Origin of the sequence: Pseudidiomarina taiwanensis, from assembly GCF_003987435.1 — a bacterium.
Lineage (GTDB): Bacteria > Pseudomonadota > Gammaproteobacteria > Enterobacterales > Alteromonadaceae > Pseudidiomarina > Pseudidiomarina taiwanensis.
Genome location: NZ_PIQG01000001.1, coordinates 201,836 through 225,054, shown reverse-complemented (window position 1 = coordinate 225,054; position 23,219 = coordinate 201,836). Strand labels below are relative to the sequence as shown.

At 51.8% G+C, this 23,219-nt stretch carries 19 protein-coding genes and 2 pseudogenes; 6 read left to right on the top strand and 15 right to left on the bottom strand.

Annotation, left to right across the window (positions count from 1 at the left end; genetic code table 11):
* The first annotated feature begins 69 nt into the window (after positions 1-69).
* Positions 70-948 carry an acyl-CoA thioesterase II gene (gene tesB, locus CWI83_RS01055; RefSeq protein ID WP_126824511.1) on the top strand — a complete coding sequence of 293 codons (879 nt, stop codon included), beginning with the start codon at positions 70-72 and terminating at the stop codon, positions 946-948.
* Here tesB and CWI83_RS01050 read toward each other — a convergent pair.
* Together CWI83_RS01050 and udk are read right to left on the bottom strand one after the other, a co-directional pair.
* A pseudogene (locus CWI83_RS01050) lies at positions 941-2,184 on the bottom strand (NupC/NupG family nucleoside CNT transporter). The gene tesB and the pseudogene CWI83_RS01050 overlap by 8 nt on opposite strands.
* A gap of 31 nt (positions 2,185-2,215) precedes the next feature.
* On the bottom strand, positions 2,216-2,848 hold the full coding sequence (gene udk / locus CWI83_RS01045; protein ID WP_126824508.1) for a uridine kinase: 633 nt from the start codon (positions 2,846-2,848) through the stop codon (positions 2,216-2,218).
* 179 nt (positions 2,849-3,027) lie between these two features.
* Here udk and CWI83_RS01040 point away from each other — a divergent pair, with 179 nt between their 5' ends.
* Entirely contained in the window at positions 3,028-5,817 is a 2,790-nt protein-coding gene (locus CWI83_RS01040) for a M16 family metallopeptidase (RefSeq protein ID WP_126824505.1), read from the top strand.
* Positions 5,818-5,925: 108 nt separating this feature from the next.
* The gene (locus CWI83_RS01035; RefSeq protein ID WP_126824502.1) at positions 5,926-6,327 is read left to right on the top strand and encodes a thiol-disulfide oxidoreductase DCC family protein; all 402 of its coding nucleotides are present in this window, start codon (positions 5,926-5,928) and stop codon (positions 6,325-6,327) included.
* Between the two features lie 59 nt (positions 6,328-6,386).
* Here the strand turns inward: CWI83_RS01035 and CWI83_RS01030 are convergent, their stop codons facing one another.
* The 11 genes and pseudogenes from CWI83_RS01030 to CWI83_RS10675 all read right to left on the bottom strand — a co-directional run bounded on the left by CWI83_RS01030 (position 6,387) and on the right by CWI83_RS10675 (position 16,567).
* Positions 6,387-6,554, bottom strand: a complete 168-nt coding sequence (locus CWI83_RS01030; RefSeq protein WP_126824499.1) for a DUF3149 domain-containing protein — start codon at positions 6,552-6,554, stop codon at positions 6,387-6,389.
* A 197-nt stretch (positions 6,555-6,751) separates the two neighbouring features.
* A pseudogene (locus CWI83_RS01025) lies at positions 6,752-6,868 on the bottom strand (transposase); the annotation flags it as partial.
* A gap of 46 nt (positions 6,869-6,914) precedes the next feature.
* On the bottom strand, positions 6,915-7,196 hold the full coding sequence (locus CWI83_RS01020) for a recombinase family protein (RefSeq protein ID WP_126824497.1): 282 nt from the start codon (positions 7,194-7,196) through the stop codon (positions 6,915-6,917).
* Between the two features lie 235 nt (positions 7,197-7,431).
* Entirely contained in the window at positions 7,432-10,554 is a 3,123-nt protein-coding gene (locus CWI83_RS01015; protein ID WP_126824494.1) for an efflux RND transporter permease subunit, read from the bottom strand.
* Positions 10,547-12,172, bottom strand: coding sequence for an efflux RND transporter periplasmic adaptor subunit (locus CWI83_RS01010; protein ID WP_126824492.1), 1,626 nt, complete (start codon positions 12,170-12,172; stop codon positions 10,547-10,549). The genes CWI83_RS01015 and CWI83_RS01010 overlap by 8 nt, the downstream gene beginning before the upstream one ends.
* An 11-nt stretch (positions 12,173-12,183) precedes the next feature.
* Complete coding sequence (locus CWI83_RS01005) at positions 12,184-13,515, bottom strand: TolC family protein (RefSeq protein ID WP_126824490.1); 1,332 nt, start codon at positions 13,513-13,515, stop codon at positions 12,184-12,186.
* Positions 13,516-13,689: 174 nt separating this feature from the next.
* Positions 13,690-14,205 (bottom strand): DUF411 domain-containing protein, encoded by a 516-nt coding sequence (locus tag CWI83_RS01000; RefSeq protein WP_126824489.1) that lies wholly within the window; start codon positions 14,203-14,205, stop codon positions 13,690-13,692.
* Between the two features lie 20 nt (positions 14,206-14,225).
* Positions 14,226-14,711 (bottom strand): YybH family protein, encoded by a 486-nt coding sequence (locus CWI83_RS00995; protein WP_126824487.1) that lies wholly within the window; start codon positions 14,709-14,711, stop codon positions 14,226-14,228.
* Between the two features lie 38 nt (positions 14,712-14,749).
* The gene (locus tag CWI83_RS00990) at positions 14,750-15,646 is read right to left on the bottom strand and encodes a CopD family protein (RefSeq protein WP_126824484.1); all 897 of its coding nucleotides are present in this window, start codon (positions 15,644-15,646) and stop codon (positions 14,750-14,752) included.
* Positions 15,647-15,663: 17 nt separating this feature from the next.
* Positions 15,664-16,059: a copper resistance CopC family protein gene (locus tag CWI83_RS00985; RefSeq protein ID WP_126824481.1), complete on the bottom strand. Its 396-nt coding sequence runs from the start codon at positions 16,057-16,059 to the stop codon at positions 15,664-15,666.
* Between the two features lie 49 nt (positions 16,060-16,108).
* Positions 16,109-16,567, bottom strand: coding sequence for a copper resistance protein B (locus tag CWI83_RS10675; protein ID WP_126825992.1), 459 nt, complete (start codon positions 16,565-16,567; stop codon positions 16,109-16,111).
* Between the two features lie 173 nt (positions 16,568-16,740).
* Between CWI83_RS10675 and CWI83_RS00975 the strand changes: the two genes are divergently transcribed.
* Positions 16,741-17,427, top strand: a complete 687-nt coding sequence (locus CWI83_RS00975) for a heavy metal response regulator transcription factor (RefSeq protein WP_008950841.1) — start codon at positions 16,741-16,743, stop codon at positions 17,425-17,427.
* A complete protein-coding gene (locus CWI83_RS00970) occupies positions 17,420-18,811 on the top strand; it encodes a heavy metal sensor histidine kinase (RefSeq protein WP_126824478.1) in 1,392 nt (463 codons plus the stop codon). Before CWI83_RS00975 ends, CWI83_RS00970 begins: the two co-directional genes overlap by 8 nt.
* Before the next feature lie 55 nt (positions 18,812-18,866).
* Here CWI83_RS00970 and CWI83_RS00965 read toward each other — a convergent pair whose 3' ends face one another.
* Positions 18,867-19,490 carry a LysE family translocator gene (locus CWI83_RS00965; RefSeq protein ID WP_126824475.1) on the bottom strand — a complete coding sequence of 208 codons (624 nt, stop codon included), beginning with the start codon at positions 19,488-19,490 and terminating at the stop codon, positions 18,867-18,869.
* Between the two features lie 300 nt (positions 19,491-19,790).
* On the opposite strand from CWI83_RS00965, the gene CWI83_RS00960 reads away from it, so the two are divergent.
* On the top strand, positions 19,791-20,030 hold the full coding sequence (locus CWI83_RS00960; RefSeq protein ID WP_241969844.1) for a DUF3703 domain-containing protein: 240 nt from the start codon (positions 19,791-19,793) through the stop codon (positions 20,028-20,030).
* 65 nt (positions 20,031-20,095) lie between these two features.
* On the opposite strand, the gene CWI83_RS00955 is transcribed toward CWI83_RS00960, so the two are convergent.
* Entirely contained in the window at positions 20,096-23,218 is a 3,123-nt protein-coding gene (locus CWI83_RS00955) for an efflux RND transporter permease subunit (protein ID WP_008985543.1), read from the bottom strand.
* Between the last annotated feature and the right edge of the window lies 1 nt (position 23,219).

Here is a 23,219-nt window from a genome sequence, read left to right as displayed (position 1 = left end):
AAATCTTGCCCCTTGTATGCAACGACAACAAACCGCAAAATATAGCGATTAGAAAGATGGGAGATGCAGATGGGTAAGGTACTGGACGACTTATTAGATTTATTGAAACTCGAAACGATTGAGCAAGGACTCTATCGTGGCCAAAGCCAAGATCTCGGATTTCGTGCCGTGTTCGGGGGACAAGTCATCGGCCAAGCGCTTTCTGCCGCAAAAGAAACAGTCCCGGAAGATCGCAAAATTCATTCTTTTCACAGTTATTTCTTACGCCCAGGCGATGCCAGTCGCCCGATTGTTTATGATGTGGAAGTTATTCGCGACGGCAAAAGCTTTTCCGCTCGCCGGGTGCAAGCGATTCAGCATGGTAAAACCATCTTTTACATGACCGCTTCATTCCAAGTAGAAGAACTTGGTTTTGAGCACCAAGATAAGATGCCTGATGTGCCAGGACCTGAAGGCTTGGTGTCTGATCTTGATATCTACCGCGAGCACGCCGACCTTATTCCCGAGTCGATTCGGAATAAATTCATCTCTGAAAAGCCGGTCGAGATGCGTTTTGTAACCGCTAATAATCCATTTAAACCTCAGGTCATGGAGCCCAAACGCTATGTTTGGCTGCGCGCCAACGGCACCATGCCTGATGACCAACGCGTGCATAAATATTTACTTGCTTACGCCAGTGATTTCAATTTTCTGCCGACGGCGGTGCAACCCCATGGTAAAAGTTTTGCGCAGCCGGATATGCAACTGGCAACCATCGACCATGCGATGTGGTTTCATAAAGATTTTCGGATGGATGACTGGTTACTTTATGCCATTGATAGCCCCGCCGCTGCAGGCGGTCGAGGCTTAGTCAGAGGACAGTTCTTTACCCGTGAAGGGGTGCTGGTTGCCTCCACCATTCAAGAGGGCGTGATTCGCCAGCACCAAAAGCCAAAACAGTCTAGCTAAGGCTAAAGAAGAAGCCTGCGATGGCCGCACTCATCATGTTGGCTAGAGTCGCGGCTAGAAGCGCACGTAAACCTAAACGCGCGATATCATGGCGTCGGCTCGGCGCCATCCCACCTAACCCACCGAGTAAGATAGCGATCGATGAGAAGTTCGCAAAGCCACACAAGACAAAGGTAATGATCACTTGGCTATGCGCACTAAGTTGATCTTTGTAGTTTACAAAGTCGAGATACGCGACAAATTCATTGATAACCAGCTTCTGGCCAATAAAACTTCCCGCTAATTGTGCTTCGTCCCAGCTTACTCCTAAGATATAGGCGATGGGCTGGAAGATATAACCGAACAGCTGCTGCAGACTTAAATCAGGATAGCCTAACCAGCCGCCGACCATACCGAAGATACCGTTAATAAGGGCAATCAGCGCGACAAAGGCAATCAACATCGCACCGACGTTAATCGCCAGTTGCACCCCGCTTGAGGCCCCCGCAGCGGCGGCATCAATCACATTAACCGCGCCATCTTCGACTTGCACATCACCGCTTTTTTTGCCATTTGAATGGTCAATGATGGCATCTAAATCATCGCGTGGTTGGTCTAACTCAGGGATGATCATCTTGGCCATCAGAAGCCCTGCAGGCGCTGCCATAAAGCTTGCTGCAATTAAATACTTTAACTCAACCCCTACACCAGCGTAACCGGCCAGAACTGAGCCAGAACCGAGGCCATGCCGCCGACCATGACCGCGAACAACTCCGATCGCGTCATACTTGAAATAAACGGTCTGACCATCATCGGCGCTTCAGTTTGCCCGACAAAAATATTTGCTGCGGCTGACATGGATTCTGGCCGACTGCTACCAATGACTTTCTGCAAGCCACCGCCGAGTACCTTGATGATCCATTTCATGATGCCCAGGTAATACAACACCGAAATCAATGACGAGAAAAAGATAATGACGCTTAATACATTGATTGCAAAGACAAACCCTGTACTGTCAGAGAGCAGGCCACCAAACATAAATTGGATACCGGCATTGGTGTAACTGATAACGCTTCCCACCGCCGTTGCAACACCATAAAGCACGTCTTGACCAAATGGCACATACAATACGAAGGCGCCAAGTGCGACTTGAATTGCAAATGCACCACCCACTGTGCGCCAGCGAATACCGCGACGATTGGTAGAGAATGCAAATGCAATAAGAAGGATTATCAGAATGCCTAAAATACTATTCATAGGGTTTTGACCATGTTTTTGATATATGCCACTACTCGGCAAGCAGCTGGCGGATTTTTGATTTAATGAGGTCGATTGCAATTTCGTTTTGACCGCCACGGGTCACTACTAAATCAGCAAACTGTTTCGAGGGCAAGATAAACTCAAAGAAGGCTGGGCGCACCGTTTCTTGATATTGCTCCACCACCGATTGGATCGTCCGGCCGCGCTCTTCGACATCGCGCACCACTCGGCGCAGCAGGCAAACATCGAGTGGCGTATCCATAAACACCGAAATATCGAATAATTCCCGCAGTTTCGGGTCGTGTAGCAACAAAATGCCCTCGACCATAATCACTTTGCCGGGATTAACCTGAATTGAAGTGGGTTGCCGCGTATGCGTTTTATAGTCGTATTGCGGCATCGCAACAGCTTGGTTATTGCGCAGTTGCTCTAAATGTTTCACTAACAACTCGTGTTCAAACGCCGAGGGATGGTCGTAATTAGTGAGCTGACGCTGTTCCAAAGTAAGGTGGCTTTGGTCTCGGTAGTACGCATCCTCTGCCAGTATCGCAATTCCATCACCGCCAAGCTCGGCGACTAGCTCTTGATAAACAGTCGAAGCAAACAAACTCTTGCCCGAGGCCGAAGCACCTGTAATCGCGATAATCGTCGTTTTTCCCACGCTTAAATTCTTCATCTGTCGGATATTAACGACAAATTATCATCGATTCGCGGCAAAATTGGAAGTGCAGAACCACTCTGAACAATCTTGTTACACTTTGACATCTAATCCGCCCTTACATCCATTTCGTAGTGTTTTATAGTAGTCATGCATTTATTTTAAACTAACAGGGTATTCCTATGCGTTTAGTGAAAACCATCACTGCGGTTGCTGTTGCAACTGTTCTGCTTGGCGGCTGTCAAGCGACTTCAAGTGAGCGTGCTGCCAATGACAACCAAGCAGCTGTCGTTCAACAACTCCCGGAAGTCAACATTCCGTACGAAATGTTCACCCTCGATAATGGCTTACGCGTTATCGTCCATACTGATCGCAAAGCGCCTATCGTTGCGGTCAACGTATGGTATGCGGTCGGTTCCAAAGATGAGCAAGTGGGTCAAACTGGCTTTGCGCACTTGTTTGAGCATCTGATGTTCAACGGTACAGAGAACTATGATGACGAGTATTTTGGGCCGTTTGAACGTGCCGGTGCGACCGATATGAACGGGACCACCAACAACGACCGCACCAACTATTTCCAAAACGTTCCAACACCTGCCCTTGATATGGCGTTGTGGATGGAATCTGACCGCATGGGTCACTTGTTAGGCGCGGTCACTCAAGAGAAGCTTGATGAACAGCGCGGCGTTGTCCAAAACGAAAAACGTCAGGGCGAAGCTCAGCCTTATGGCCGCGTATTTGGATTCCTTGCGGAGCAAACCTTCCCTGAAGGGCATCCTTATTCATGGTCTGTGATCGGTTCAATGGAAGACCTTAACGCCGCTTCACTGGACGATGTCCATCAGTGGTTCAACGACTATTATGGCGCAGCAAACGCAGTTGTAGTGCTGGCTGGTGATATTGATGTCGAAACCGCGCGGGAAAAAATGGAAACCTATTTTGGTGACATCAAAGCAGGTAAGCCACTGAAAAAACTTAACAGCTGGGTTGCGAAGAGCACCGGCACTAAACGCGCCACGATGGAAGATAATGTTCCAGCAGCGCGTATTTACAAAGTCTGGAATACTGCAGAGCTCGGAACCGAAGATAGCACCTATCTTGAACTTTTTAACGAGATCCTAGCCGGTGGTAAGAACTCACGCCTGTATCAGCGTCTCGTTTACGATGAGCAAATTGCAAGTATGGTCTCTGGGTTCCAATACAACCGTATCCTAGCGGGACAATTCTTCGTGATCGCGGATGCGAAGCCAGGAGTTGAACTTGAACGCATTGAAGCAATCATCGATGAAGAAATTGCCAAACTGCTGCAAGAAGGGCCGAGCCAAGAAGAACTCAACCGAGTTCGTTACTCGAGTGTCGCAAGTTTTGTGCGCGGCGCGGAGCGGATCGGTGGATTCGGTGGTAAGTCAGACATTCTTGCTGCGGGCGAAATTTATCAAGGTAACCCAAGCGCTTATCGCGATGAGATGGCAACCCTAAGCGCAGCAACGCCGGCAGATTTACAAGCCGCTGCTGAGCGCTGGCTGACAGATGGTGCCTTTGTTCTTAACGTGGTACCACAGCCTAAATATACCACTGCACAAACCGGTGCAGACCGGAGCAAGCTGCCGGAAGTAGGTCAGCTGCCGGAACTTGATCTGCCAGAATTGAACACCTTCACGCTATCTAACGGGCTCGAAGTTGCCTTGGCAGAACGCCATGATGTTCCGACCGTACAGATGAGCTTGGTGTTCGACAGTGGTTACGCGGCAGATGTTGGCGGTAAAATGGGTACGGCAAGCTTCACTATGAGCATGTTGCGCGAGGGCACAGCGAAGCGCTCAGCGCTCGATTTGAGCCGCGAACTTGAAGAGCTTGGGACCAACCTCTCGACCTCGGCGAGCCTCGATTCATCACGCATCACCATGGATAGCTTGATCACCAGCCTTGAGCCAAGCCTTGATATCATGACTGACCTGTTAATGAATCCTGCCTTTGATGCAACAGAAATCGAACGCAAGCGCTCATTGTGGTTGGAAGGTATTAAGAAAGAAAAAGCCTCTCCGCAGCAACAAGCTCTGCGTATTCTGCCGAGTTTGATGTTCGCTGACGACCATCCGTACAACGCACCACTAACAGGTTCGGGTACCGAGACGTCAATTAACTCACTGACTCGCGCTGACTTAGTCGCGCATGCAGAGACTTGGTTGCGTCCAGATAATGCTCGACTCGTTATCGTAGGTGCGGTCACTGAAGCTGAAATTAAGCCATTACTTGAGCAATATCTTGCTGAATGGCAAGCTCCAGCAACCGCTGCACCTGTGAAGCAGTTCCCTGAAGTGGCGCGCTTCAACGAGAGTCGCGTCTTCTTGATCGACCAGCCGGGTACTCCACAATCAACCATTATTGCGGGACAACTTGCGCCGTCTGGCAAGGTTGATAACGCAGAAGCTATCGATGTCATGAATACCGTCATCGGTGGCAGCTTTACTTCGCGTTTAAACATGAACTTGCGTGAAGACAAAGGTTGGTCTTATGGGGCACGCTCATCGTGGGTTCAAGCGGATGCTGAAGGGCTGCTGCTAGCTCTTGCACCAGTGCAAACCGACAAAACCAAAGAGTCTGTGCTAGAAATTCTAGCGGAACTCAATGGTTATATTGGCGATGAACCTGCAACCGCAGAAGAGCTTGATAAAGTGAAAGCCAATAAAACTGCGAAGCTACCAGGTGCTTATGAGACCAAACGTGCGCTGCTTTCGGCCATTGTTGACATGCTTGAGAAAGGCAAAGACATGACTTGGTTGGAAGCGTACGGGCAACGTGTTAATAGTCTTGAGCTAGATGAAATCCAAGCTGTTGCTGCAGATGTCATCCGTCCGGATGCACTCACTTGGGTCATCGTCGGTGATCTCGAACAGATCGAAGAAGACATTCGCAGTCTGAACCTCGGTACTGTGACTAAGCTCGACACCAATGGTAACCCCATTGACTAAACGCGTTTTAATGATAAAAAGCCGCTCTAACTAGAGCGGCTTTTTTAATCCAGCTCGCTTGAAAACGCGTATAGTAAAGACCAAGCATGTAATTCTGAGTGACCCACTATGGCGCATCAACTAACGATATTTTACGACGGCGGCTGTCCACTTTGTGTTCGTGAGATGCGACATCTGTTCAAACTGCAACAACAGCAACACCATCAGCGCATCATCTTCGAAGATATTCTCGCCGAAGATTTCGAGCAACGTTTCCCGATGATTGATCCGCAGCGAGCGCGCGCAATATTGCACGGTATGACCGCAAACGGTGAGCTACTCCTCGGTTTAGACGTAACTCACCAAGCATGGAAAGCGGTAGGACGTGGTTGGCTTACCGCTCCCATACGCTGGCCTTTGATTCGCTGGTTTGCCGACCGTGTTTATCTTTGGTTTGCCCGGCATCGCTATAAAATATCAGAGGTTGTGACGGGTCAAGCGCGCTGTAAACAATGCCGTATTGACCGTTAATCTACAGTAGCAACATTTTGGTCGATCATCTTGATCGACCAAAACACCCCTATTCCATATTAATGAGACGGCTTAGGAGTCGATGACTTTGGTTCGCGCGGCTGTTCATTCACTGTGTTACGAATAAAGTAGATCACATAGAAGATACAGATCCCGAGTAACACCGCCAAACCGGTAAATGAAAAGAATAGCACTGGGTCAGTAAAGAACTCTTTGAATAATTCCATGACAGTCTCCTTGATTAACTGTTGTCACTATCTTAATCAAGGAGCTGTTTGAATTTCATGATCTGGATCAAGCCTATTGGCTTATTGAATAAATACCTCACGTTTACTTACCATGCATGACGCTTCACTGCGTAATTTCCCCAGTTTAAGCAGCAGTTATCGGTAAAATTAATGAACCGCTTGCGTTAAATTTATAAGTTCATACCACCGAACTTGGCGCTCCATTTATAAAATTGGGCTGAGCTCATACCCTGTTCAGGGCAAAGCTCTGGAACAGGAACACCGTTCTCGCTCTGTTTTAGAATCGCTAGGATCTAACTGTCTGTTTAACGTGATTTGCGCATAGAAAATTCCTTCGTTTTAGTTTAATGGAATTTTCTGCTTATAACTGCTCCGATTTTTCGGGGGGATTACAAGCCCAACCAGATCTTTCAATGAGCGTGCCAGGCGGTCAAGTTTCCAAACAACCAGGACATCACCTTTGCGAAGCATGCGCAGGCAGTTTTGCAATTCAGGCCGCTCGCGCTGCTTACCTGTCACTTTCTCACTGAGAACCTCCTGGCAGCCTGCTGTCCTCAGAGCATCAGTTTGTAGATCTAGAGATTGCTCTTGGGTACTCACCCGTGCATAACCGATAATCATCGCAAACCTCCATCAGCAAACGCATCACATTGGATTTTAGCCCAACCGCATAGAAAAGGTACCTAATCTTTACATAGATTTCTTTACATAATTTATTTACACATTCTGAGATTAGAGAGATATCATTTGTGAGTCGGCAAGTGGCGTAAAGAAAACGGTCGTTTATTTATCACTAAATACAGACCTAAAATAAGGGCGATATCCTTGTCGCCCCTTAAAAATGATCAATAGAAAATTAACTTTCCAGTGATTGCTTGCGCCATAGGTAGTAGACCACAGGCAATACCAGTAGTGTTAGAATTAAGGCGCTAATCATCCCCCCAACCATGGGTGCTGCAATTCTGCTAACAACTTCGGCACCGGTGCCATCACTTAACATAATGGGCAGTAAGCCGGCGATGGTTGAGACTGTCGTCATCATTACCGGTCTGACACGAAGTCCCGCGCCCTGTGTCACGGCTTCGAGCAAATCTTCTTTTAATGGTTGCACTCCACGCTCACGACAGGTATCTATCAATTGGTGATATGCTTGGTTAAGATAAGTTAACATGATGATACCTATTTCCACCGTAACCCCCGCCAGTGCAATAAAACCAACCGCAACCGCGACAGAAAAATTATAGCCAAGCAGGTACATCAGCCAGATTGAACCAATTACCGCCAGTGGTAGTGTTCCCAGAATAATGGCTATTTCAGTGAAGTTACGAAAATTCATGTATAACAGAATGATAATGATGGCAAGCGTCAAAGGAACCACATAGGTCAGTTTCTCTTTGGCGCGCAGCATGTATTCGTACTGACCGGACCAGGCCACCGAGTAACCGGCCGGTAAATCCAACTGCTGCTCGACCGTTGCCATGGCCGCTTGTACATAGCTGCCCACGTCCACCCCATCGATATCTACAAAGGTCCAGCCATTCAGCCTGGCGTTCTCGCTCTTGATCGCTGGCGGGCCGTCCTCCACATAGACATTGGCCACATCGGCGAGCGCAATGCGTTGGCCGCTGGGCGTAACGATGGGCAGCAGCGCCAGCTGTTCTGGCGAGTCTCGATAGTCCTGCGGGTAGCGCAGATTGATCGGATAACGCTCCAGCCCCTCAATGGTCTGCGCCACATTCATTCCCCCAATGGCCGTGGCTATTACCTGCTGCACATCAGCAATATTGAGGCCATAGCGCGCCGCCTGTGCACGCTGAATATCCACCTTGATGTAACGCCCACCGGCCACCCTTTCGGAATACACCGAGGCTGTGCCGGGTACATCCTTGAGGATCTGCTCTAGTCGCTGACCAATCTTCTGAATTTCTCGCAGATCCTCGCCCGCCACCTTGATGCCTACCGGCGTCTTGATACCGGTGGCCAGCATGTCGATGCGAGTCTTGATCGGCATCACCCAAGCGTTGGTTAGACCGGGGAATTTCACTAGCGCATCCAGCTCCTTCTTGAGCTTCTCCGTGGTCATGCCCTCGCGCCATTCCTCTTTGGGCTTAAGCTGAATAAAGGTCTCGATCATGGTCAGCGGAGCGGGATCCGTGGCTGTCTCGGCACGACCGATTTTGCCAAACACGGTTTTTACCTCAGGCACTGTCGCGATCAGCTTGTCGGTCTGCTGCAACAATTCCCTGGCTTTGCCTATCGAGATCCCCGGATAAGTGGTCGGCATATACATCAGATCACCTTCATCCAGATCGGGGATGAATTCACTACCAATCTTGTTAACCGGCCAGATCCCAACGAGGAAAATCACAACCGCAATGGCAAGTGTGATTTTCGAAAAACGCAATACGGTTTTCAGCAGGGGCATGTACCCGGCAATCAGTAATCGATTAACGGGATTCTTGTTTTCCGCTACCACCTTACCTCTGATGAAATATCCCATCAAAACCGGCACCACTGTGATAGCAAGCGCCGCACTGGCTGCCATGGCATAGGTTTTGGTAAGGGCCAACGGGCTGAACATCCGGCCCTCTTGGGCTTCCAGGGTAAACACAGGTACAAAGCTCACAGTGATAATAAGCAAACTGAAAAACAGCGCCGGACCGACTTCACTGGCTGACGCCGCCACGATTTTCCAACGGTTCTCTGGCGTCAAGGGCGTACGTTCCATATGCTTATGCATGTTTTCGATCATGACAATCGCGCCATCAATCATGGCGCCTATCGCAATCGCTATACCGCCTAATGACATGATATTGGCATTAAGGCCTTGCCAATACATCACGATAAAAGCCGTAAGAATACCTAGTGGCAGACTGATGACCGCCACCAGTGAGGACCTGACATGAAACAGGAAAATGACACAGATCAACGCCACAAGAGCGAGTTCTTCGACCACACTTTTCCACAAACTGTCAATGGCGCGAGATATCAGCCCTGAACGATCATAAACGGTTACGATCTCCACGCCCTCGGGCAAACCCGCCTTGAGTTTTTCCAGCTTGGCCTTGACCCCATCAATGGTTTTCTGGGCGTTCTCACCGAAACGCATCACCACAATACCGCCCACCACTTCACCTTCGCCGTTCAACTCGGCGATGCCACGGCGCATTTGCGGCCCCAATTCGATATCCGCCACATCCTTGAGCAACAGCGGCGTACCGTTAACATCCAACCCTAACGGAATGTTGGCCAGATCATCGATACTCTGGATGTAACCGCTGGCGCGCACCATGTATTCGGCTTCGGCCATTTCCACCACCGAGGCGCCCACTTCCTGGTTGCCGCGCTGGATAGCCATCTGGATAAGAGACAGGGGAATACCGAAGGCGCGCAGTTTTTCAGGGTTTACCTTCACTTGATACTGCTTGACCATGCCACCGAGCGCCGAGACTTCGGAAACACCCGGCACGGTTTGCAGCTCGTATTTCAGGAACCAGTCCTGCAGGCTGCGCAGCTGACTGAGGTCATGCTTGCCGGTACGGTCCACCAGGGCGTAGAGATAGACCCAGCCAACTCCGGTAGCGTCCGGCCCCAGTTGCGGCCGGGCGCTGGGCGGTAATGTGGGCGCGACCTGAGACAGGTACTCCAGCACCCGGGAACGTGCCCAGTAGGCATCGGTATCCTCGTCGAAAATGACATACACAAAGGAATCGCCAAAAAAGGAATAACCGCGCACGGTAACCGCACCGGGTACCGACAACATGGCAGTAGTCAGTGGATACGTGACCTGGTCCTCCACCACCTGCGGTGCCTGCCCAGGAAAACTGGTCTTAATAATGACCTGTACATCGGACAGATCGGGAATGGCGTCCACCGGGGTGTTTTTCAGCGAATAGAGACCCATCCCCACCAGCATCAAAGTAGCCAGCAGCACGAAGAAACGGTTACCGATGGACCAACGGATTATCGATTCAATCATGATTGTGCTCCTTTTGATCGTGACCGCCGTGGTTCATGCCCTGGTGTTCGCTGTGCTCCGGCATCGACATATCACCGTGATCCATACCCTCGTGCTGACCGTGATCCATTCCTGCAGGCATGGTATCATTGCCTTGCTCATTGGGAATATGCACTTGGGTAATCTGGTATCCACCACTGTTGTTATTGGTGATCTGCACATGCAGGCGCATTCCCTGTTTGAGCGCATCCATGTCCACAGCCTCAGCGACGGTGAAATCCATGGTCATGGTGGGCCATTGCCAGTCCGGGATGGCCTCGTGCTCCAGGGTCACCATGCGGTGATCCGGCATCAGGCTGTCGATACGTGCGGCCACCCAGACTGAGCGGGAATCAGCGTCTGCCTTTACATCCATTGATTCGCCTTCCTGATCGCGCTTGGCCATGCGCTTGAAGTCCGACGTCTTGCTGGATTCCGAGTCGATCAGGAACTGAGCAGAGGTCACAATGCGTTCCCCTTCTTTGAGTCCCGACTGAATTTCCACCTGCCGTTCGCCCACACGCCCGACCTCAACGGCCACCGATTTGAATTTGCCATCACCCAGCGCCAACACCACGTGCGCCTGGCTGCCGGTACGGATCAGCGCTTCCCGCGGGATTAACAGTGCTTCAGCCCCCGCCTGGGTCTCAATGACCATCTGCGCGAACATGCCCGGCTTGAGGAAGTCGTCCGGGTTGTCGAAATGCACCCGGATTTGCGCGGTACGTGTCTTGGCATTCAAAGACGGATAGACATAGTCCACCTGGCCCAACCAATCCCGACCGGGCAGGTAATCGAGCCGCATCCGCACCTGGTCGCCGGTCTTGACCAGGCTTGCCTGTCGTTCGAACACCTCACCGATCACCCAGATATGTTCTAACTGGCCGATGCTCATCAGACTCAAGCCAGGCTTGACGAACATGCCCTCACGCACCGCGAGATTGTCCAGTACCCCGGACTGCGGCGCGGCAACGGTGATGGTCTGGCTGACCTTGCGGGTTTTACGCAGCCGGTCGATATCTGCCTGAGGTACTTGCAGCGCCAACAAGCGTTCCACGGCAGCGCCAATCAACACCGGATTGTCGCGTTTCAACGCCAACAACAATTCCTCCTGGGCGTTGACCAGGGTGGGTGAATAGAGGGCGTACAGGGGGTCGCCCTGTCTGACCGGATCCCCGGCGGCCTTGACATGGAGCTTCTCGATCCAGCCTTCCACGCGCGGGCTGATATGCACCAGCCGGTTCTCATCGTATTGCACGTAACCGACGGTTTTGACATCCAGATTCAGAGACCCGGACCCAACCGTGGCGGTGCGCACGCCGAGATTGTTGACGACCTCGGGCGATATCTTGACGGTGCCGGCTTCATCCTCTCCGGCGGATTTCTCGTACACAGGGATCAGATCCATGCCCATGGGCGATTTGCCAGGCTTGTCGCGCTTGTAGTTGGGATCCATGGGCGCCACCCAGTAAAGTGGCTTGCGTTCACCGCCGGTTGCTGTCATATCCCCCTCATCGGGGTTGCCGAGTAGCCAGACGCCGGATGCGCCGAGCAGCGCGCCGACGGCCGTGCCCAGCAAGGTTTTGGTGAATGTATTCATGTTGAACTCCTTTAAAACGGTTTCGCCGGCCGTGCATCGTCGAACGACGCCTCGGCGAGCAGGTAATTGATTTGGGCGATGGTCTTCTGCCGATCCACGGCAATGGCGAGCGCGTCGATCTTGGCATTCAATTCGGCAATGCGGGCACGCACGGCTTCGGCGAAGTCGCCGTCGTCGTTGTTGTAGGCCGAAAGTGAAGCCTCTGCCTGCTCGGCCATTTGCGGCAACAGCTGATCGGTGTATAACGCCTGGCGTTCATCGAGACGTGCCAGTTGTACGCTCGCGGTTTCCAGTTCCGCCATTAGCCGACGACCAAGCAAGTGCTTTTCGGTTTTGATGGCCTCGGTTCGATTTACGGCGGCGCTGACTTCCTTGTCCTGCCGGTTACCGGTGAAAAGGGGCAGATCGAAGGTGACGCCAACGGAGAACAGATCGGCCCGGTCGCGCCCCAAGGGGTCGTTGTCGCGATAGCCGTATTGGGCGGTCAGGCCCCATTCGGGCTTGTATTTCTGTTTTGCCAGATCCACACCGGTTTGCGTTGCGTCGATACGCTGGTCCAGCGCCCGTAGCGCGGGATGATGGCGGATCCATTCGTAGCGCGTATGCTCGCTGGCCTGCTTAATGGTCGGTACCGACAGTGGCCTGGAAAGAGACTGTGTCGGTAGTACCGGAGCCAGAGGGACAGTGGCAGGCGCACCGATCCATTCGGTCAGACGCTTTTGTGCGGCTTGCTGTTGCTGCCTGAGCATCGTCAGTCTGTCTTCAAGACGAATCAGCTCCAACTGCGCGCGAATTACGTCCTGCTGACGTGCCCTGCCCAGCGCCGAGGAGTAACCCGCTTTGGCGGCATCCACCAACTGCTCAAACAGTGCGCGATCCTGTTCGATCAGCCGGATACTCTCCTGAGCTTTGAAGGCCTCCAGCCACAACTGGCTGACCATAGCGCTTACCTTGGCCTTGCGATCCAACCTTAGCAGTGGATGTTGCTCGGCTAGTTGCTGCTTTTGATGCTGGGCGAGCGCAAGGCTATCGCCCCGTGGAAACATCTGGCTGACCCCTACCGACAACTGGGTCATGGCTTCCTGGTTCAAATCGAAAGTGTCCACGGGGAAATTGCCCGCCATCAAGCTCACTCGTGGGTCCGGTAAAGTCGCCGCGGCTATCGCTTCATCATTGAGAGCTTCCTGAGTGAACTGGCTTCCCGTAAGCCAGGGATCAGCATCTACGGCAAGTGCAACCGCCTGCTCCAACTTAAGTGGCTCAGGAAACGTCTGAGCATACCCAATAACATTGCTGACGCTTAGCGACAAAACGACAAAGAAAGTAACATTTGACAAGTTCATTAGTGCCTCCAAAACAATTTAACAAAAAGCAAACTAACCACTAACGAAGCGACATGCTCTCATTATTAGTGTTAGCAAAATACTTTGCAGTATGCCTTTCTCAAACGTATTAAAATCAAGTGATTTAGTTGTCATTACAGCACCGCGTAGCAGCAAGGATTGACACTACACTACTTACTGCATGGCAGCATCACTGATGTGAGCGTAAACGCTGGCGCTGCCATCTTTATGCAGCAGCAGAATGTCGTACGGCATAAAGCGGCCTTCCACTTCCATATCCGGTGATCCAAGCGGCATCGCCGGTACACTCAGGCCAATCGCATCCGGATGCGACTCTGCGAGGAATTGCCGGATGTATTTAGCAGGGATATGGCCTTCAAAGGCGTAGCCCTGCTCAGATACTGCGGTGTGACAGGAGTAATACCGTGGCGCAATGCCGTAGCGGGCTTTTATGTCGCTTAAATCATCATAGTCTCTCGTCTGTGCAACCACTCCCTGCTGCTCAAGGTGCGATACCCACTTTTTACAGCAACCGCAGCTTGGTGTTTTGTATACCGTGAGGGTTAGTGCTGCCGCATTGCCAGCACTGTCGGACACAGCTGTAGTTTCCGGTTTAGCCGGGCCGGCGTCTTTACAGCCGGCCAGCAGCGCGACGGCTGCCAGCACGACCGCTGTCAGAGTTAACTTCATAGTGCTCTCCCGCTGTTGCCTTAGTGCGACCAGTGCACATGCACGATCTTCCAACCGTCGCCGTTATCTACCAGCACCAGCGTTTCTTTACTGACAACGTCAACCGGCTTGCCTTTATATTCACCCGTCAGTTGGCTACGGCTAACCGAATAGGCCACCTTGCCCAGCACCTTGGTCTGATGCTCCAGCGCTTCTACCTGTACCGCCGCCATAAATTTCATATCAGCCAGCATATGGTGGCTGGCATACTCGTCAGCCGAGCGCTCTACGCCATTACCTTCGACAATCAGCACGTCATCTGCCAGCATGGCGCGCACCGCTTTGGCATCACCAGCGCGTAACGCCTGATGAAACGCTGTTACCGTCTGCGCCGCGGCGGTGCTTTCGCCAACAAACAAGGCCGGGGTGGCAGGTTTTTCATTGCCGTGCGCCAGCGCGCTAACGGGAGAGAACAACGCCAGGCTCAGGCTGATGGCAGATAAGGTTTGAACTTTATTGCGAAACATATTAGGTATCCTGTTGTAATTATTAGAATAAAGTGGGCTTAATGGGCTAAACCCACCACAGTGGTAAAACTGCTGCTGGTTGCCAGTACCAATAGCGCCAACAGCATTTCGATAAAAATAGACCGTGCCAGCAAGCGGCTGTTCTGATGCTTCGCCAACGCTTTGACCAGATTAAATTTATGCCAGGCGGCCAGCAGTAACATGGCCGCGATCAACATCAGCTTAAACAACATTAAACGGCCATAGTCGCTGACAAACAACGCACTGGGCGAGTCGAGCAGTTGCAGTAAAATCAGCACGCCACAGCTGATCAGCAATACCAGCAGATAGAGCGCAACCTGGCCAAACTGCTGCATCAGCGCCTGCAGCCTGTCTGGTGCTAAGCGGTAACAGCTTTGCCACAGCGGCAGCAAGGAGCCTACCCAGGCCGAAATTGCCAGTACATGCAGCGTCAGTAACAGCGGCCACAGTCCTGCCAAACTGGCCACATGGCCGGTTTGGCTGAAACTGGCGGCAAGCAATAACGCAGCCAGGCTAACAAGCGCAATGTTAACCGCTACCGCGTTGCCGCTGTGTTCAGCGCGCCAGGCCCAAAACCACAGCGCCGCAAAACCGCATAGCAGTAAAAGCAGCTGGGTGCGCATTGCCGATTGCCAAACCATTTGCAGCATCAGCCTGTCAGCCATGCCAGCTATACCCGCCTCGGCCAGCGCACCAGCCTGCAGCGGCAGATAAAGCAGCGTCAGTACCATACCTGCAGCCGACCATCCCAGTACCAGGCGTTTTAACCACAGCCGAAAGGCAAGGCTATCAGACTGTGGCTGAGCCAGCGCCGGTAACAGCAGCAAAAACGCTGCACCAATACTGCCGCTAACTGCAAGATAACTCGCCAGTTTGTGGGCGAATAAGGCTAATACCCAGGCATCACTAAACATCGCCAATCTCAACCCATCTAGTGCTGATGGGAGTGCACGCTATCAGCTTTCCCCCCGCCGTCAGCGCTGGCGTGTAGCATAAAACTGAAATCACCTTTCATTTTATGACCGTCTTCGCCCAAACCTACCCAGCTGACCTGGTAACTGCCGATGTTGAGCGATGGCAACGGCCAGCTAAACTGCGCGGCCGCAGCGGTGGGCGTAAAGCCAAAGTCGATAGCGCTGCCGCTATCGTGCAGCAGCGTGACTTTCGTCAGCCGGATCGGGCCACTAAAGCTGATACTGAGTACATCCGGCGCCTGCATCAGCATGGCGTTATCCGCCGGTACCGAGCCGCTTTGTTTAACATGCGCCAGTACGGGTCCAGCAAACGCCAAACAGAGCAGGGTAAGCAGCGAGATTAATTTGTTCATGTTGACCACCTTATTTATTAACATCCAAATTGATTAAAATCCTGATCTATTAAAACCAGAACCGCACACCGGCAACCCAGGATGTTTCTGCTGTCGATGCATCCTGCAGGCGGGCAAAATCTGCCGTGTTACCATATTTGTTCTGCCACTCGACCCCGACATAGGGCGCAAACTGGCGGCTAAATTCATAGCGTAGCCGAAGCCCGGCGCCCAGTGAAGACAGGCCTTTACCCAGCTGATTGACTGCATCGTCTTTGCGCAAGCGTAAGGTCGGTGCCGGTATCGAACCATTGATGGTGGTGGCTTTACGGACCACGCCGGTAAAATTTACCAGCGCTTCGCCGATGGTTAAATCAATCACTTTACCGCTCAGCTCAGTGGCATAGCCGGTAAAGGCATTATCTTTAAAGGCGCTACCCGCCCTGACGATATGCGGAAAAGTGGCCAGCACGCCGCCCACCGCCAGCCCCTGCACAAACCGGCGCCGTGAAACCGATACCGGCATCATGGTGTTAGCCTTTATCATCTGCAACCTCCAATACTCTCTATATGCGTAGCAGTGTAGAGGACGAAACTGTCAGCAGCATGACATGAACATGACAAAGTTGTAATCTTACTGTCATGTTGCTGTTTGGCGGTTTATGGCCTAATACTGCCAGAGCGATCTTTGGAGAGAACAACGTGCGTTTGCTGATAGTGGAAGATGAACAAAAAACCGGTGACTATCTAAAGCAAGGCCTGAGCGAAGCCGGTTTTCAGGTGTCACTGGTCAGAAATGGCCTGGATGGCCATCATCTGGCGATGACAGAAGATTTCGATTTAATCATGCTGGATGTGATGCTGCCGGACGTCAGCGGCTTACGCATTGTGCAGGCGCTAAGAGAAAACCATAACCACACGCCGGTACTGTTTCTGTCGGCCCGCGACAGTGTCGACGACCGGGTAAAAGGCCTGGAGCTTGGCGCCGACGACTACCTGATCAAACCCTTTGCTTTCTCTGAAGTGCTGGCCCGGGTCAGAACCCTGCTACGGCGTGGTCAGGCCGTACCGCAGTCAGAATTATTGCAGGTCGCCGATTTACAACTGGATATCGCCAAGCGTAAAGCCAGCCGCAGCGGCGCCAAAATAACATTGAGTAATCAGGAATTTAGCTTGCTTGAGCTGCTGATGCGCCGCCGCGGCGAAGTACTGCCACGCTCGCTTATCGCCTCGCAGGTGTGGGATATGAATTTTGACAGCGACACCAATGTTATCGATGTAGCTATCCGCCGCTTGCGCGCCAAAATTGATGATGGCTTTGCGGCAAAACTGATCCACACCGTGCGCGGTATGGGCTATAAACTGGACGATGAGCAAACTGATGCATAACGCTGGCAAACGCCCTCTCTCGATCACCGTTCGCGTGGTACTTTTTGTCGCGCTAACCATTTCGATTTGCCTGTTCTTCGTGCAGCAATTACTGCTCAGCTCAGTCGAACATCACTTTATCGAGCAGGACGCCGACGAATTAGCCGTGATCCTGCACGCGGTTGAGCACACGCTGACTACCGCTCAGGACGGCCAGCAACCGCCGGCACAGACGCTGGCCAAAGCGGTATCGGGCCATCACGGTGTTTACTATCAGGTGATGGATAGCCAGAACCGCTTACTGTACCGCAATGCCGACGTTGACTTAAGCCTGCTGGCTGCCAACACCCCGGCCAGCGCCGACTACAATGCCAAAACCATCCACCACTGGCAGCTGGACGGCAAAGCCTATCGCGGCGTGTTCAGCCGCCTGACCACGGCAGATCAGCACTATAAGGTAATTGCTGCTATTGATATCAGTTTTCATACCCATTTCTTGGCGCAGTTACAGCGCAGCCTGGGGCTGATTTTACTCGGCTCTGCACTGCTCACCTTGCTGGCGGCCTGGCTGGCGGTGCATCAGGGGTTGAATCCACTCAGAGGCCTTAGCGAACAAATGCGTGATATTCAAACCAGTAAACTGGATATTCGCTTGTCCCCGGGCGAGGTCCCGACCGAACTGCGCCACATGGTGCAGTCTTTTAATCTGATGTTAGATCGGCTGGAGCAGGGGTTTACCAAGCTGTCGCACTTTAGTGCCGACATCGCCCACGAGCTGCGCACGCCGCTGACCAATATGATCACGCAAACGCAGGTCAGCTTATCGCGCGCGCGCAGCGCCGACGAGTACCAGAATCTGCTGTTCTCCAATCTGGAAGAGCTGGAGCGGCTGAATAAAATGATTAGCGATATGCTGTGGCTGGCCAAAAGTGACAATGGCCTGTTAACACTGCAAAAGCAGCCGCTGGAGCTAAAGCAGGAAGTGGCCGCAATTTTCAACTTTTTCGAAGCCTGGGCGGCAGAAAGTCAGGTTGGCCTTAGCTATCACGGTGCCAATATTATTGTGCAGGCAGATCGCACCTTGCTGCGCCACGCCCTGACCAATTTATTATCCAATGCGCTTAGGTATACCCCGCCCGGCGAAACCATTACCGTCAGCACCACCGCAGCAGCCGACAGCACCACCATCACGGTAGAAAACCCGGGCCAGCAGATCCCGCCACAGCATTTGCCGTTTTTATTCGATCGCTTCTATCGTGCTGACGCCTCGCGCCAACGCCAGATAGAAGGCTCGGGTTTGGGCCTAGCCATTACCAAAGCCATAGTCGATGCTCATCAGGGCCAGTTAAGCGTCGAATCAGATGCGCGCTCTACCCGCTTTAGCATCAGGATTAAACTGAAATAACGCCGGTTTCTGCTAACTATGTCGGCGATTAAACTCTCTGCGTTGCTATGCGGCATTAGCCAAGTAACATCCATAGCGCCACGCCAAACATCAGGCTGGCGCCGATGCGGTTTAAATACTGCACCCGGTTGGTTTTACTAAAAAACAGCGCCAAGGCTTTACCGCCACTGGCGTACAGCAACATAGAGCCAAATTCCAGCAGCAGAATAATCGCCACTAGCACCAACAGCTGCGGCCAGAATGCCAGCTGGCTATCGATAAAGGGCGGCAGCAGCGCCATATGAAACGCCCAGCCTTTGGGGTTAGACACCGCCGTAATAAAACCCTGGCTAAACAAGGTACGCCGCGCAAGTTTAGCCGGCAACTCGCCCGGCTTCGGTAGTGCCAGCTTGCCCTTAGCACGCCACATTTGCCAGCCAATGTAAGCCAGGTAGGCGGCACCCACTAATTTAAACCACTGAAACAGCGTTGGAAACTGCAGCATTATCGCCGCCACACCGCATACCGCCAGTATCGCTACCAGCGCCACGCCGAGCATTTCGCCCCACATCATCCACAGCGTACGGCGCACGCCCTGGCTCATGCCCAACGTCATCGCCAGTGTCATGCACATGCCCGGGGTAACCGAAACAAACAAAAACGTCGGAATAAACGCGCCCAGCAACGCCAGATTAACCATAACCATCTCAACTGCAAGATGGCGCTATTCTGGCCGGTTGCAGCAGCGCCAGCAAGGGCGTTAAGCGGGGGTTTTTAGTCAACCCGGCGCAGTAGCAAAATTATTCACAAAGAGGTTTTATTGCAATGGTAAGCAGGCAAAGTAGGAACGCTATTTAAAGGATTTAGCCCAAAAATCAAAGCGACTCTCGCGGTATATCTTTGCCTTGCCCTGCACGCAGTTCTTCCTGTATTGGCCCCTTTTTAAAACGGACACTTATTAGTTAAGCGATAGGCTTAGACCTATCTTTAAGGAGTGTCTATGGAACGTATTGATAATCGCGAGGTTATTGGTCAGATCGTCCGTTTGATAGCAACGGTTCCGGGTTTTATATTTGGTTGGGTTCCAAGGGGAAATCCTGGAGGCGCGAATATCTCTGCTTTAAAGCCAGTGCCCTTGCCAGCTGACTTGCAACCCTTGCTAGCTGACAGCCCCATTTGGCGGGACGTCTTAATACGCCTGACTATTTACGCGGTTATCGTTTTAATCGTATTAGCATAAACACCCATACTATTGCCAAAACGTTCTTCGCTGCAGCCCAATGCTGCAGCGAAGCAGGTTAATGATTATTCCGTTTGCTGTTTGCGGTTATCGTTTTTGTGCACCCAATGATATAACACGGGCAATACCAACAATGTCAGCAAGGTTGACGAAATAATACCGCCAATCACCACTGTCGCCAGCGGGCGCTGCACTTCAGCACCGGTGCCAATATTAATCGCCATCGGCACAAAACCGAGGCTCGCGACCAAAGCGGTCATTAGCACAGGGCGCAACCGGGTAAGCGCGCCTTCCGTTATCGCTAACAGCAAGTCACCTTTCTCACGCCAGAGATCGCGAATAAAGCTCAGCATCACCAGACCGTTCAACACCGCTACGCCTGATAAGGCGATAAAGCCAATGCCAGCAGAGATTGATAAAGGCATACCCCTCAAATACAAGGCCAACACACCACCGGTGAGCGCCAACGGCACACCGCTGAAGATAATCAACGCATCTTTAAATGACGCAAAAGCCATCACCAGAATACCTAAAATCAGCAGCAACGTAACAGGCACCACAATGCTAAGGCGCTGACTGGCGGACTCCAGCTGCTCAAAAGTACCACCATAGTCCAGCCAGTAACCGGCTGGTAATGTAACGTCACGGTTGATTTGGGCCTTTACCTCTTCTACAAAACTACCAAGGTCTCGCCCGCGCACATTCGCGGTTACCACTACCCGGCGTTTGCCATTTTCACGACTAATTTGCGCCGGCGCAGGCGACACATCTAAGGTAGCCACTTCCTGTAACGGTACAAAGTCCCCATTTGGTAATGGCACCGGCAACACCGCCAGTTTGTCCAGATCGCGACGCAGGGTTTCCGGCAAGCGCACAATCAGCTCAAAGCGTCTGTCACCTTCATACAGAATACCGGCCGACGTACCTCCAATTGCCGCTGATACCCAGTCCTGTAGTTCAACCACATTTAAGCCGTAACGGGCAAGCGCAGTTCGGTTGGGGATCACCGACAAGGTTGGCAAACCAGTGACTTGTTCCACTTTAGTATCCGCAGCACCTTGCACCTTGTTGACGGCTTGCAGAATTTGATTAGCGCTTGTAACCAGCTGATCTAAATCATCACCAAATACCTTAATACCCAGATCTGCTCGTACACCGGAAATCAGTTCATTAAAACGCATCTGAATAGGTTGGGTAAATTCATAGTTATTGCCCGGCAATGTCGCCAAAGCAGCTTCCATTTCAGTGACCAATTGGGCTTTGGTTTTATCCGGATTGGGCCATTCACTGCGCGGTTTTAATATCACAAAGTTGTCAGCCACATTGGGTGGCATCGGATCGGTCGCCACTTCTGCGGTACCAATTCTGGCAAACACTTTATCAACCTCAGCAAAGGTTTTGATCTTCTGCTCCAGAATTTCCTGCATTGCAACGGCTTGTTCTAAGCCGGTGCCCGGAATACGCATGGCATGTAAAGCGATATCGCCCTCATCAAGCTGAGGCACAAACTCTGCCCCCAACGTGGTCGCCAACCACAGACACACACCAACCAGAGCACTGGCCAAACCAATCACCAGCCAGCGAAATTTGAGTGCCAGCGCTAATAGCGGTGCGTACAGGGTTTTAGCGCCTCTTATGACCGCACTTTCTTTTTCACTGATTTTACCATTTAAGAACACCGCCACAGCGGCAGGCACAATGGTCAGCGACAACACCATAGCGGATAACAGGGCCATCACCACAGTCGCTGCCATAGGATGAAACATTTTACCTTCGACACCGGTCAGCGAAAAAATAGGAATATACACGATAGTAATAATGGCCACACCGAACAAACTGGGCCGGATAACCTCTGCAGTTGCCAGATACACCGTATTTAAGCGCTCTTTTAGCGGTTGGATACGGCCGTTGTGCTGTGCCTGCGCCAGGCGGCGAACCGCATTCTCGACAATAATCACCGTACCATCAACAATTAAGCCAAAATCCAGCGCACCCAGGCTCATCAGGTTGGCAGAAACGCCGGCTTGTACCATGCCGGTAATGGTCATCAGCATTGATAGCGGGATCACCGCCGCAGTGATTAACGCCGCCCGCAGGTTGCCCAGCAGGATAAACAACACTACGATCACCAGTAATGCGCCTTCCAGCAGGTTTTTACTGACGGTTGCAATGGCTTTATCCACTAAGGTGGTGCGATCATATACGGCTTCAGCAATAATACCCTCTGGCAGAGAGCTTTTGATCTGCTCCAGCTTTTGCGCGACATCGCGTGCCACTGTGCGTGAGTTTTCACCAATTAACATCATGGCTGTACCCAGCACAGCTTCTTTACCATCCTGGGTTGCCGCACCGGTTCGCAGCTCTTTGCCAATGGCAACATCGGCAACGTCACTCAGCTTTACCGGTATGGTGTCGTATTGCGTAATAATGACATTAGCAATGTCATCCAGAGAGGTTAACTGACCGGGCGAGCGTACCAGCAGTTGCATGCCCTCACGTTCAATATAACCGGCACCCCGGTTGTCATTGTTGGCTTGCAGGGCCAGTTCAACATCCTTAATACTCAGGCCATAATTAAGCAGTTTCAGTGGGTCGGGTAACACATGGTATTGCTTGTTGTAGCCACCAATGCTGTTTACTTCCACCACACCTTTAACCTGTGCCAGCTGAGGTTTTATTATCCAGTCCTGGATTTCCCGCAGTGCCATGGCATCGTAAGGTGAACCATTTTGTTGCAGCGCGCCCGGCTTGGCCTGCACCGTATACATAAAGATTTCACCAAGACCGGTTGAAATAGGGCCCATTTCAGGCTCTATGCCCTCGGGCAACATATCCTTGATAGCGCTTAACCGGGTGTTGATTAAATTGCGGGCAAAGTAGATGTCCGTGCCTTCTTCAAACACCACCGTTACCTGTGACAAGCCATAGCGTGACAATGAGCGGGTATAACTTAAATTGGGTAAGCCATACAGGGCAGTTTCTACCGGATAGGTAATACGCTGCTCTGCTTCAAGTGGCGAATAACCTGGCGCCGCCGTGTTTATTTGCACCTGAACGTTAGTAATATCCGGCACTGCATCAATCGGTAACTGTTGGTAGCTCCAGCTACCAATGGCAATAATCAACAGTGTCAGCGTTAAAAATAGATACCGCCTCGCAATAGCCAGGCGCAACATGGATTCAATCATA